14 protein-coding genes are annotated in these 13,060 nt (G+C 41.5%); all 14 read right to left on the bottom strand.

Annotation, left to right across the window (positions count from 1 at the left end):
- Positions 1-43 precede the first annotated feature (43 nt).
- A complete protein-coding gene (rnz, locus tag B3D94_RS10990; RefSeq protein WP_069481849.1) occupies positions 44-976 on the bottom strand; it encodes a ribonuclease Z in 933 nt (310 codons plus the stop codon).
- Between the two features lie 97 nt (positions 977-1,073).
- Complete coding sequence (locus B3D94_RS10985; protein WP_069481850.1) at positions 1,074-1,910, bottom strand: class I SAM-dependent methyltransferase; 837 nt, start codon at positions 1,908-1,910, stop codon at positions 1,074-1,076.
- The gene (locus B3D94_RS10980) at positions 1,907-3,406 is read right to left on the bottom strand and encodes a cobyric acid synthase (RefSeq protein WP_069481851.1); all 1,500 of its coding nucleotides are present in this window, start codon (positions 3,404-3,406) and stop codon (positions 1,907-1,909) included. Before B3D94_RS10980 ends, B3D94_RS10985 begins: the two co-directional genes overlap by 4 nt.
- A gap of 156 nt (positions 3,407-3,562) precedes the next feature.
- Entirely contained in the window at positions 3,563-4,099 is a 537-nt protein-coding gene (locus tag B3D94_RS10975; RefSeq protein WP_069481852.1) for a cob(I)yrinic acid a,c-diamide adenosyltransferase, read from the bottom strand.
- 13 nt (positions 4,100-4,112) lie between these two features.
- Positions 4,113-4,673, bottom strand: coding sequence for a nitroreductase family protein (locus B3D94_RS10970; protein WP_069481853.1), 561 nt, complete (start codon positions 4,671-4,673; stop codon positions 4,113-4,115).
- Positions 4,674-4,707: 34 nt separating this feature from the next.
- On the bottom strand, positions 4,708-5,475 hold the full coding sequence (cobA, locus tag B3D94_RS10965) for a uroporphyrinogen-III C-methyltransferase (protein ID WP_069481854.1): 768 nt from the start codon (positions 5,473-5,475) through the stop codon (positions 4,708-4,710).
- A complete protein-coding gene (locus tag B3D94_RS10960; protein ID WP_069481855.1) occupies positions 5,472-6,110 on the bottom strand; it encodes a precorrin-2 dehydrogenase/sirohydrochlorin ferrochelatase family protein in 639 nt (212 codons plus the stop codon). The genes cobA and B3D94_RS10960 overlap by 4 nt, the downstream gene beginning before the upstream one ends.
- Positions 6,103-7,470, bottom strand: a complete 1,368-nt coding sequence (locus B3D94_RS10955) for a cobyrinate a,c-diamide synthase (protein WP_069481856.1) — start codon at positions 7,468-7,470, stop codon at positions 6,103-6,105. The genes B3D94_RS10960 and B3D94_RS10955 overlap by 8 nt, the downstream gene beginning before the upstream one ends.
- An 11-nt stretch (positions 7,471-7,481) precedes the next feature.
- On the bottom strand, positions 7,482-8,603 hold the full coding sequence (locus B3D94_RS10950; protein WP_069481857.1) for a cobalt-precorrin 5A hydrolase: 1,122 nt from the start codon (positions 8,601-8,603) through the stop codon (positions 7,482-7,484).
- Positions 8,596-9,381 (bottom strand): precorrin-4 C(11)-methyltransferase, encoded by a 786-nt coding sequence (gene cobM, locus B3D94_RS10945; RefSeq protein ID WP_069481858.1) that lies wholly within the window; start codon positions 9,379-9,381, stop codon positions 8,596-8,598. Before cobM ends, B3D94_RS10950 begins: the two co-directional genes overlap by 8 nt.
- A complete protein-coding gene (gene cobI / locus B3D94_RS10940) occupies positions 9,381-10,088 on the bottom strand; it encodes a precorrin-2 C(20)-methyltransferase (RefSeq protein WP_193832477.1) in 708 nt (235 codons plus the stop codon). Before cobI ends, cobM begins: the two co-directional genes overlap by 1 nt.
- On the bottom strand, positions 10,081-11,301 hold the full coding sequence (gene cbiE, locus B3D94_RS10935; protein ID WP_291757291.1) for a precorrin-6y C5,15-methyltransferase (decarboxylating) subunit CbiE: 1,221 nt from the start codon (positions 11,299-11,301) through the stop codon (positions 10,081-10,083). The genes cobI and cbiE overlap by 8 nt, the downstream gene beginning before the upstream one ends.
- Positions 11,258-12,391 (bottom strand): cobalt-precorrin-5B (C(1))-methyltransferase, encoded by a 1,134-nt coding sequence (locus B3D94_RS10930; RefSeq protein WP_069481860.1) that lies wholly within the window; start codon positions 12,389-12,391, stop codon positions 11,258-11,260. Before B3D94_RS10930 ends, cbiE begins: the two co-directional genes overlap by 44 nt.
- Positions 12,391-13,050, bottom strand: a complete 660-nt coding sequence (locus B3D94_RS10925) for a precorrin-8X methylmutase (RefSeq protein WP_008178269.1) — start codon at positions 13,048-13,050, stop codon at positions 12,391-12,393. Before B3D94_RS10925 ends, B3D94_RS10930 begins: the two co-directional genes overlap by 1 nt.
- Between the last annotated feature and the right edge of the window lie 10 nt (positions 13,051-13,060).

The following is a 13,060-nucleotide window of genomic DNA, read 5'->3' as shown; positions in this document are numbered from 1 at the left end:
AACATCTATTAGCTGTCATTCCAATTAATAGATGTTTTTCAGATTAAAGCAATGTATTGTTTTGCCAAGTATAAATCGCTTGATCGGAAGTTAGAAACGTTTGCGGGAAAGTTTCCTGTGCCTCTGCCAAAAATGGAGGTAAATCTTGTGGAAGAAAGCGAGCACTTAAATGATTTAATAGTAAATATTGTGCCCCTGCTAGCTGTGCGACCTTGGCTGCCTCCAAATTGGTAGCATGACCATAATTGGCTGCTAAATCGGTTGTTGTGCCGTCAAATGTTGCTTCATGTACAATGATGTCAGCACCCATTGATAGTTGAACAGCTTCCTCACAATATTTCGTGTCACCTAAAATGGTCAGTGTAAAGCCTTTTTTGGCTGGTGCAACAACATCTTTCGCTTGTATGACCTCACCGTTATCAAGCACGACATCATGCCCTCTTTTCAATTGTCCTAAAAGAGGTCCCTGGGGAACACCTAAATCCTTTGCTTTCTCGATTAATAATTCGCCAGGTAAATCCTTTTGTTCAATACGATATCCGTAGCATGGAACAACATGACGCAATTCCTTCGCGTGTACCGTGAAACAATCATCCTCATATACAATCCCTTCTTGAACTTCTACAAAGTGCAAAGGATATGTTAAATGAGTCTTTGATAAAGAGAAAGTTTGTTCAATCCATTGCTGTAAGCCTGCTGGACCGAAGATTGTTAGAGGTTCATCTCCTCCTTGAAACGAACGAGAACTTAAAAAACCAGGCAATCCAAAAATATGATCACCATGAAGATGCGTAATAAAAATTTTTGACACTTTCCGCGGCTTTAACGAGGTGTGTAAAATTTGATGTTGAGTTGCCTCTCCACAATCAAAAAGCCACATTTCACTTATTTCGTCTAACAGCTTTACCATCAGAGCACTTGTATTTCGTTCTTTGGAAGGCATGCCTGCGCCTGTTCCTAAAAAATGTAGCTGCACAAATGCCACCTCACTTCATGTTTTATCGTTTTATTGTACCTTATTGGGCCTCATAAGAAAAACCTTTGGTAAAAGCTTTCTCCAAAGGTTTTGTCGTTTATTTTGGTTGCCAAGAAACAAGTGCTGCATGAAAATCATGACGATAATAATAGCGACCATCTTTTTCTTCAATAAAAGGTTGCAGCGATTCCTCAACGTGTGCTTGTTTGACATCTGTATTTAATATTTTTTTACTTTGAGTCGTCACTAGCTGTTCATAGCTTTCATAAGCATAGACGCGCTCTAAAGGAATAATTTTACAATCAGCGTAAATATCCATTTCGTATAGTAGATTTAAAAACTCTATATAATCTCTTCGGGGGAATTTGATCGTATAGCCATACTTTTCATACAATCGTTCGTAGTGTGGCTGAATGGGCCCAGTCGTCATCCCTATGATGGCCCGTTTGGTCGCGAGTCGATTCATATGTGCTAAAGCAGCTTTAATTTCATACATACGGTAAAAACAATTGACGCCTAAGACGATATCATGTTGCTCAATCTCATCTTTTTCTAAACACTCCCATTTTGCATTTACGTAGGAAACGTGCTCCTGATGAGGCATACACTGCTGTAAGTACTGCAACATACTTTCGGAGCTATCCACACATGTGAGCTTGTTTACTCTATCTGCTAAAGGAAAGGTGTAATTTCCCCAGCCAGGTCCAATTTCTAATACAGAATGTTGGGGCTCAATACTTTTTTGAAGCTCCTGAAAAATGCGTGCAGCATACGGATCAGTTTGCCCCATATTTTTTCGTGCAACAGATTGTGCCCAAAATTGCTCTTCTAGCTGATCATTCACCATACGCTCAGGCATATGCCCATGCCAGTCTTTCATACCTTCTTGCCATAATGCTTCAAAATTAATGGCTAATGGTCCTTTTCTTGTCATACAGATACCTCTATTGATAATAATTCATATACTTTTTTCATATCAAGATTTGCTCGTACGTGACTAGCTAACATATTGTAGGCATCTTCTCTTCTTTCAGCATCGCTTTTTACCTCACGAGGTAAGGCAGCTAATCCTTTTTTTACACGGATGTCATTGATAAGCTGACGGGTATACGTACGGTTATGGAATAAACCATGGAAATACGTGCCAATCACCTGTTCGTCTTGACTAATAGCGCCATCCTCTCGACCATCCTCAAGCTGTAAAAACGATGTAACTTCATCACGTAAAATTTTTGTTCGTCCTAGATGAATTTCATAGCCGGTCAATAGGTCCTGTCCTCTTGTGCCAGTCATTTGTACCGTTTTTTTATTGCCTACAAAAATAGTTTCCATTGGCAATAAGCCAAGACCATAAGCAGATTCACCATTGCCCTCCACTGCATCTGGATCTAATAGCGTCTCGCCAAGCATTTGAAAACCACCACAAATTCCAATAATTTTGGTGCCATGCTCCCTTAATCGGGCAATGGCTTGATCGAAGCCCTGTGCCTTTAACCAGGCTAAATCATCCATAGTGCTTTTTGTTCCTGGTAGTATGAGCAAATCTGGGGTACCAAGTTCATGAACTTTTCCAATTAATCGAACTCCCACTTCAGGCTCATCAAAAAATGGATCGATATCTGTGAAATTTGAAATACGGGGTAAACGAATCATCGCCACATCAACAGCAAATTCTCCTGGTTTTGGCTTTTTAAAGCGTAATGATGATAAAGCGAGTGAATCTTCCGCTTCAATATTGACCTCTAAATAAGGCACAACACCTAGCACTGGAATGCCTGTTTCTTGCTCCACCCATGCCAAACCATCATCCAATAATTCACGCATACCTCTAAATTTGTTGATGATTAGCCCTTTCACTCGTGCCCGCTCCGCCTCATCTAGCAATGCCAGAGTACCAACAATCGAGGCAAAAACCCCACCACGATCAATATCGGCAACAAGGATAACCGCTGCATCTGCTAAATGTGCCATTCGCATATTAGCAATATCACGATCCTTTAAGTTAATCTCTGCTGGGCTTCCTGCCCCCTCTAAGACAATGACATCATATGTATTTTGAAGCGTACGAACTGATTTTTCGACGATGGGCATCGCTTCCTGGACAAAATTATTGCGATATGTTTTGGCATCCATATTTAAAAAATGCTTTCCGTGGACGATGACCTCAGACATCATATCTTGCTTTGGTTTGAGCAAAATAGGGTTCATATCAGTTGTTGCAACAACACGGGCAGCTTCAGCCTGTACTCCTTGTGCACGACCAATTTCTCCACCGTCTTTTGTTACAAATGAATTAAGCGCCATATTTTGCGATTTAAAGGGGACAACTTTAAAGCCATCATCCGAAAATATACGACACAATGCCGTACAAATCATACTTTTTCCAACATCGGAAGCTGTTCCTTGAATCATGATCGATTTTGCTGGCATAATCATTTTCCCTCCGTCATTATAGGTGTCACGCTGCCATATTCTGTTCCACGAGACACGGTTATTTGCCTTCGTTCCGTTAGTAATCACTCTTATCCAACATGCGTAGTTCACCTAGTTCAGAATAATTCATCCACCCTGAAGGTGAAGGATGCTTTAAAATTCAAGCCCCTTCACAGCTGGAATACCTTCATCATAATAATGCTTTGTAGCATCAATCGTAGAAACTAAATCAGCCATTGCTAGCAACGCGGGATTGGCACTTCGTCCTGTCACCACTAAATGCATGGTCGATGGACGTTGCTGAATTGCTTCTATGACTTCCGCCAGTGGTAGAACATCATCAATTGGAAACTTACTTATAGCCAATGCATTGTTTAGCTCATCTAACACTAATAAATCAATGCTGTCATCTTGTAGAGCTGCCTTCGTTTTTTTCCATGCCTTCGATAAGGCTACACGATGCTCCTCAGGTGTTTTGGTCCAAGTGAAGCCAATGCCCATTTGTTCCATTTCCACACCTAGCTTACGCAGGGCAATTTGCTCTCCGTACGTACGCTCAGGTGATTTAATAAATTGCATATAACGCACATTTAACCCACGACCTACCGCACGTAATGTTACACCTAGAGATGCTGTCGTTTTGCCCTTTCCTTCGCCTGTATACACTAAAAACAAGCCTTTTCTTGCCATGCTGTTAGCCTCCTTACAGCCAAGTTGTCTTTTCTTCAAATGATGTACGCTTCTTGTCGTTAAGCTCCTGTTCTTGTGGGTAGCCGATAAAAATCGTCCCTACCACTTTCTGTGCTTCACTTGCACCGATAAACGAATGCATGCGCGGATCATGAACAAGTCCAACACCACGTGTACGCCAAACAAAGCCAAGACCTAGCTCCTCTGCTGTTAGCCACATCGACATAATGGCACTGCATACAGCAAAAACATTGTCCTCTGTCGCATCGGCATCTCCCTCCACAACATCTGCTGTCACAACAATTGCGACAGGGGTTGTTTGTACAACCTTTAATGAGCTTTCCACTAAATTCGGCTTTGTCGGGAAGCGTTCCTGTAAATAAGCACTCGCCATTTCCTCATAACGCTCCATTGCTTCACCTCGAATGACGTAGAAGTGCCAAGGCTCTCTCATTCTGTCATTAGGGGCAAATGTAGCTGCTTGTAATATTTGCTCAATTTTCTCTTTTTCTACTGGCTGTGTTGTGTAATTCCGAATAGCTCGACGCTTTTTTAGTGCTTCGATGACTGTCATATTGCTTCCTCCTTCTGCTCTCTCAATGAGATGATTATGAAAAAGCAAGTCCCTGCTCTTCAAACCATTGAATTTTTTCACGTACATTGACGACATCACCTACTACAATCATGGAAGGATTATGATATCCTTCACGTTCAATAATGTTCGCAATTTCATCTAGTTGCCCTGTTATAGTTCTTTGTTGAGCAGTCGTTCCCCATTCAATCACCGCGACAGGTGTTGTGGCTTTACGTCCATTGTCGATTAATTTTCGAGCTATGTAGGCAATATTACCAACGCTCATATAAAAAGCGACAGTATCAATACCAGTTGCTAATGCTGGCCAATTTAAAAAATCCTGTCCTTTTTCTTCTCGGCCATGTCCTGTCACGAGGGCAAAGCTTGTGGCAAAGTCTCTATGTGTCACAGGAATCCCCGCATAAGCAGGAGCCGCAATACCTGCTGTGATACCTGGCACAATTTCATAGACAATGCCATGATTTTTTAAGATTTCAGCCTCTTCTGCACCACGGCCAAAGACGAATGGATCGCCACCTTTAAGACGTGTGACAATTTTGCCTTCCTGCGCCTTCTCCACAAGTAATGCATTAATTTCATCCTGAATCAGGTGGTGTTTCCCTGGTAATTTCCCACAGTAAACGAGCTCCGCATCCTTTTTTGCGAAGTCTAGCAATGCCGGATTTACAAGACGGTCATACGCAATAATATCAGCCTTTTGAATACATTCCAGACCATAGACCGTAATGAGCTTTGGATCTCCAGGTCCTGCGCCAACGATATAAACTATTCCATCCTTCATTGCTTTTCTCCCATCAATAGTTGTTGTAAATAAGCTTCACGTCTATCAATCTCACCTTGACGTGTCCATTCAAGGATGTTTGGCTCCAGCAAGGCCTGTAATGCCGCACGTCTTTGTGGGCCTTTATCAAACTTTGCAGCAACCATTAAACGAGCTTGCTGCAAAAAGCATACGTAATCTTCATAGGCATCATCAAATTGATCTTCTAAGTCTGCTTTAATTTTACGTGCTAGCCCGGGACTTGCTCCTGATGTCGAGACAGTTAAAACTAAGGGACCACGACGAACTGTCGCTGGGGTAATAAAATCACTTTCACTTTGTCTATCTGTTCGATTAATTAATTGCCAATGCTGTGCCGCCTCTTGCACGGCTTCATTAACAGCCGTCACATTTGTGGCAGCAATAATAAGGATTGCATCATCCAAATCACGTGGTTCAAACTCTTTTCGTTTCCAAGTAATTTGCCCCAATTCGGCTAGTGGCTGTAAATCTTCATGCAAGGCTGGACTAACGATGACGATATTCGCCTTCGCTGGTAAAAGGGATGCTACCTTTTGTGTGGCTACATGACCACCGCCTACGATTACAACCGTTTTATATTCTAGATTAATATGAATAGGAAAATAATTAGTCATTATTCTTCACCTTCTTGCAAGCTGTTAACCAATTGTCAACTAGCTTTGGGTTTGATACAAAATGAAAATGCGTATAACCAGCCACCAAATTCCCTACTTGATAGCCTTCTTGCTTTTTGCCAAAGCGTCCAATTGTTTCATAGGCAGGTGTATGATGGGAGCCACTGTACTTGGAATAGTGGAATTCATGTCCCTTTGCCTGTTCCTCTGAACCGATTAAGAAATTACCTGCTGTACCAAAAATTTCACGATAGCCAAGTGCTGCTAGCTTTGTTTGCATCGCTACTTCCCCTGGGATTACACCTACCATGTCATAACGTTCCCCATGGCTATCTGTAATAGCTTCTGTTAAATACATAAAGCCCCCACATTCAGCCAATGTCGGTAGACCTTTGTTTATGGCTTCACGTATAGATTGTTTGGCAATCGTTTTTGCCGCAAGTGTCTGCGCAAACTCTTCAGGAAAGCCACCCCCTATATATAAGCCATCTGCCTCTGCTGGTACTGGCTCATTGGCAAGTGGTGAGAAAAATTGTAAAGTCGCACCTTTCGCCCGTAATAACGCCAAATTTTCTTCATAATAAAAATTAAATGCCGCATCTTTTGCTACAGCGAGACAAATATTTTGTGTAGGCTCTTCTGTAAATAATTTGCCTGATTCCTGAAGTACCGGGGCCTTTGTTATACGGAGTAATTGCTCTAAGTCAATGGTCTCAGCCATCAGGTCACCTAACTTGTCAAAAAATGAATGGAGCTCTCCTCTTTCAATAGCAGGGACTAATCCTAAATGACGACTTGGAATATCTATCCCTTCCTCGCGTTTTAAGTAGCCGATTACAGGAACCCCACATTCTTGTTCAATAGCAGTCTTGGCAATTTCATAATGGCCAACGCTACCAACTTGATTTGCTATTACACCAACGATATTTGGTTTATTTGATAATAATTGAAATCCTTTCACAACTGCCGCAACACTTCTAGCCATACTTGCACAATTAACGATTAAAATAACTGGACTCTCTGTTACTACACTAATATCTGCGGCAGAACCAGCATCTGATAATGGACTTTTACCATCATAAAAGCCCATTACACCCTCAATAATAGAGACGTCTGCATCCCTACTTGCGCGAGCTACAATATCACATACTGCTTCATGCGAGAACATCCAACTATCAATATTGCGTGAAACTCTACCTGTTACGGCCGTATGATAGGTTGGATCGATATAATCAGGTCCACATTTAAAGCCCTGCACGACTTTCCCTTTATTTTGTAGAGCCTTCATCAGTCCAATAGTAAAAGTAGTTTTACCTACACCACTGCCTGTCCCAGCTAGTACAAAGCGATTTGTTTGCATGGACTTCCTCCTTAAAATAGGTATCTAGCAACTGAAATCGTAGCATTACCTGATTTTTTCTTTTCTAAGATGAGTGATTTGACTTGAGCATAACGCATAGCCGCAGGTTCACTGACACCATATGCCCCTGTATATTTAAAGACTGTTTCTGAGGGTGATGGGAACTCAATTTCATTTAATTCTGTCGGTGAATAGGTAACGAACTCCCAATCATATTTTTGGGTAATATCTAGGAAGCATTGCTCATCTTTCTTCAGATCAATTGTACAAAGTGCCTTCACACTTTTTTTCGAAAGTTTAAGCTCTGCCAGGGTTTCATCAATGACTTGTTCAATCTCCTCAATAGAGGTACCACGATTACAGCCCATGCCTAAGATAATTGATTTTGGTCGATAAATGACACCATTTTCAAGCAAAACCTCTTCTTCTCGTTCGATTATACGGTCCGTTATTAACAATGTTGCATGAGGCTTAGCCTCTATGGCCGTCTGTGTAGATGGATAAATTTTAATATGCTCAGGCATTGGTGTATCACGCATCCACCAATCTCGTTCACCAGTTTCCTGCACAATTGCCACATGTTCCTCGTTGACGACAGAAGCGCTTACAGGCGTTAATTTATCGGCACTATCCCAAACCCATCCAAAACGTGCACCAAATAGATCGACAGGAATAGTCTTTTGCACATCGGAAGCTGTTGTAATAATAGGGTTGGCACCAAGAGCTGCCGCTACCTCATGTGTTAGTTCATTGGCACCGCCAAGATGTCCTGACAAGACACTTATTACGTTTTCACCTCGATCATCAATAACCACAACACCCGGATCAGTCTTTTTATCCTTTAAAATGGGTGCGATCATTCGAACAACTGCACCTAAAGAAATAATTAAAATCAAACCCTTGTATTGTTTAAATAAAGTCGGCAAAAGCAAACGAACTGTTCCAGTAAACAGTTGAATATGCTTTTCCTCCTCATCGCCCTGTTCAAATTTACTCATATAATACAAATCACTAGCAGCAAACGTTTGTTGGAGACGACGTCCTATTTGAACACCGTGCTTTGTAATCGCTACAACAGCATATGCATTGCGCTGATCAACTTCTGGTAATATCCCCTCTTGTAACTCAATCACTTGTCTTCACACCTTTTCTAAAGCCATGTGTAAAGGTTGCATCATATAATTTCGAGCGATATTGATCCTTATCATGAATATTAGGATCTAGTGCCCAGCCTGCTAGAATCATCGCATGCTTACGAATTCCATTCACGCGCATCGCTTCATCTAATTCTATTAATGTCGTACGAACAATTTTTTGATCTGGCCAAGAAGCACGCTGAATAACCGCTACGGGTGTATCATCAGCCCAACCAGCACTTTGTAGTTCTTTGACAATTTTCTTTGTAAGCGTCGCACTTAAAAATAGAGCAATTGTACAATGATGGCTTGCTAAATCACGTAATTTTTCAAATTCGGGTACAGGGGTACGCCCTTCAGCACGAGTTAAAATTAAAGTTTGTGTTAAATCAGGAATCGTTAGCTCAGCCCCAATAGCCGCTGCTGATGCAAAAACAGAGCTAACCCCTGGAATAACTTCGTAGCCAATGCCTTGCTTTTTTAAGAGTGCTACTTGTTCCATAATCGCTCCATACATGGCCGGATCACCTGTATGCATGCGAGCTACTTTTTTCCCAGCATGGACCCGATCAGCCATCACAGCGACCATTTCCTCTAAATGCATACCAGCTGTTCGAATAATTTCCGCATCTGGTCTAGCTTTCGCAATGAGATCTTCACTCACTAATGAATCTGTATACATAACGACATCTGCTGTTTGTAACATATGTAAGCCTTTAACTGTAATTAAATCTGGATCACCAGGACCAGCGCCGACTATATAGATTTTCTTCATTATTTACGCACCACCATTAATGTTAAATATTCTAAATCGACACCATCCAACTCACGTACATCCCAAATTACTTCTTCGTCAGATGTTACCTTTGTCACAACAGATGCTTTATCCAGTAAATCTAAATCACGTAGTACCTGAAGCATTAAATCAATTACTTTTGCTACTTTAATAAAGACCACAGCATCATGACTTTCAATAGCTTCACGCATTGCCCCATAATCATCATAGGCAGGAATAATTGCGACACGGTCATCACCATCTGCTAATGCAATGCCAAGTCGAGAAGCGGAGCCATTAAATGAAGATATCCCCGGAACCGTACGAATTTCTACATCTGGATGCATGTCCTGCATTAACTTCATCATATGGATAAACGTACTATATAATAACGGATCACCTTCTGTAACGAAGGCCACATCCTTGCCCTCCTGTAATTTTTCATATACAAGCTCGACTGACTTAGTCCATTCACGCTCAAGGACAGCTTCATCCTTCGTCATTGGAAATACAAGACCAAGCATATCTTTTTCTTCTGGATTAATATAAACATCTACAATACGATGGGCATAACTCTTACTACCTCTAAGTTTTTTCGGATAGGCAATAACAGGTGACTCTTGAATCACACGAAACGCCTTCACTGTAATTAATTCTGGATCGCCAGGACCAACGCCCAAGCCATATAAAACACCTAAATTATTCATGATTTTCTTCCTTTCGATAAGCCGAAATAATATATATTGGATTTAATGGCACAAAGCGTGTCATATTTAAGATCGGTTTGCTACGCGCAAGCTGTGCCTGTAAAATATCAACCTCAAAATCACAAGCCTTAAACGCTTCCACTGCTTTATATAAATTTTCAATTGTCGCTGCATTTAAAACAATGCGACCATTTGGTTTTAAGCGGTTACAGCACAATTGTAGTAATTCGACCATTTCACCACCAGTACCACCGATAAAAATGGCATCAGGGTCTGGGAAATTACCGAGTCCCTCTGGAGCTTTACTATGAATTGCTGTTATATCCACACGGAATTTTTGCTGATTGTGCAGACAGTTTTCTAAATCAGGTGCATTTTTTTCAACGGCGTAAACTTGTCCCTCAGGTGAAAGCTTACCTGCTTCAATGGCCATAGATCCTGTGCATGTGCCAATATCCCAAATAACACTATCCTTTTGAAGTTGCATCGCCTGTAAGCTTAAGACACGAATTTCTTTTTTGGTAATGAGTCCTTTATCTGGCTTTCGTTGAGAAAACTCTTCATCATCAATACCGAGTGTGTAGCGTTTGGGTTCAATGTTTTGTTGTAAAATAACTACGTTTAAAGGAGAAAAATGTGTGGTCTCCATTTCATCTAACGAATACCAATCATATTTTTCATCTTCACCCTGTAGATTTTCGGCTACAAATGCACGATATTCGGTCATACCAAAATGCTTTAAATAACGTGCGAGCGCATTTGGGCTATTTTCAGCATCTGTTAATAAAGCTATTTTCTTTTTCCCATCGATGCGCTGTGCCAAGCCTTTCATAGATCGTCCATGAATACTTGTGACATAAGCATCCTGCCAGCTTTCTCCCATTTTCGCGAAGGCTAGCTGTACGGAGCTCATATATGGATAAACCTCCAAATCTAGCTTTTTCGCTAAATAGCCTCCCACGCCGTAAAACAATGGATCTCCTGATGCGAGAATAATCGTATTTCTTGTCTCCTCTGACAATCTCTCAACAAGTGTTGAAAGACCTCCTTTAATCTTGATTTTTTCCCCTGTAAAATGGGGGAAAAAATCAAGCACGCGCTCACCACCTACAAGTACCTCACAGTCTTCAATCCACTGGCGGTATTGTGGTAATAAGCTTGCTAATCCGTTATCCCCGATCCCAATTAATCTCATCGATCGATGCAATATCATCAGCCCTTCCTAATAATTGTCCCTGCATCGAATAAATCGATGTGGAAAGCGTTAAACCGCCCTTTATATGATGAATGGAGGAATAGCAGCAGGCCTCACACATACGATGGAAAAATGATTCATATCCTTTTTCCATCATAATTTCACCTACTTGCGATGCTGTGTTGGCCTCTCGTATTTCGGTTATTGTGTCGGCATCTGCCCCTACATCTTCGGCAAGTTGTGCTAAAAAGTTAAAATCAATCGGAGCACTTTTGGAATGCACCATCATTACCCCTTGTGCCACCTTTGAAAATTTCCCCATCATCCCGACAAGGGACACTTGTTTAATACCGAGTCGCTTACAATGCTTTAAAGTAAAGCCAACAAAATCACCCATTTCAACAAAAGCTTCTTCAGGTAAATGGGGGTATTGTTTCATCCCAAATTTTTCACTGCGACCACCTGTTGTCACTACTAAATGCTCACAGCCAGCCTCTTTAGCGACGCTAATGGCCTGTACAATACTAGCCATATACGCAGAACTTGAAAAAGGCACGACGGTTCCCCTTGTGCCTAAAATAGAGATGCCTCCAAGTATACCAAGACGACCATTTAACGTTTTTTTCGCAATCTCCTCACCCTTAGGTACGGAAATCACTACGTTTACCCCTCGTGTAATTTGAAATTCGTCCAATACACCTTGAACAGTGCTGTGAATCATTTTCCGTGGGACAGGGTTAATGGCTGCCTCTCCAACAGGCACTGGTAAGCCGGGCTTTGTCACACGCCCGACTCCAATCCCTCCATCTAAATGAATACCAGGTGTCTCTGCCCAGCTCACAGTACCGACGATGAGTGCCTGATGTGTAGCATCTGGGTCATCACCAGCATCTTTAATCGTTTCACAGCTGACGGCATTGTTTTCAAATAGGCATTTTTCAATGGTAAAGGTCGCATCCCTACCTATTGGCAAATGAATCGTGCTTGTTTCTTGCTCTTCATTTGTAATAAGGGCGAGTAAAGCTGCCTTTGTTACTGCAGTTGCACAGGCTCCTGTTGTATAACCGTGACGCATGTCCTTAGGATCCTTTTTTGGCTTCCGCTCCATTATTTTTTCGCCTGTTCATCCGCTAAAAGTGAAATGGCATTTAATGCGGCAACCGTCACTGTACTACCGCCTTTACGACCAACATTTGTAATGTACGGAATACCTTCAAGTTTTAGCAGCTCTTCTTTCGATTCAGCCGCAGACACGAAACCTACAGGCATACCAATAATTAAATCTGGTTTTGCTAAGCCTTCTTTAATTAAACGAATCAATTCTAGTAAAGCAGTTGGGGCATTACCAATAGCATAAATACCGCCTTCATGCAATTTTGAGGCTTTTTGCATCGATATAATGGCACGAGTTGTATTTTGTTTTTTCGCTTCTACAGATACATCCTCATCCGCAATATAGCAATGTAAATCGCCACCATGTTTTTGGAAACGTTTTTTACCAGAACCACTTTCAATCATTTGCACATCCGCAATTACATGACGCCCTGCCAGAATAGACTTAACACCTGCTTCAAGTGCTCCTGGTGTAATAATAACGCTACGGCCTAGCTCAAAGTCAGCAGATGCATGGATAATACGGCGCACAACCTTCCATTCATCCTCTGAAAAGTCATGCTCTCCCATTTCCTCCGCGATAATCGAGAAACTGTAATCGTAAATTTTATCTGGGTCTACTGTTAATGGTTTGAAATCTGTTTTAAAATCCATTGTTATTGCC

The sequence above is a fragment of the Lysinibacillus sp. UBA5990 genome (assembly GCF_002429815.1).
Classification (GTDB): Bacteria; Bacillota; Bacilli; order Bacillales_A; family Planococcaceae; genus Lysinibacillus; species Lysinibacillus fusiformis.
This window is presented reverse-complemented; position numbering and strand designations above follow the sequence as displayed.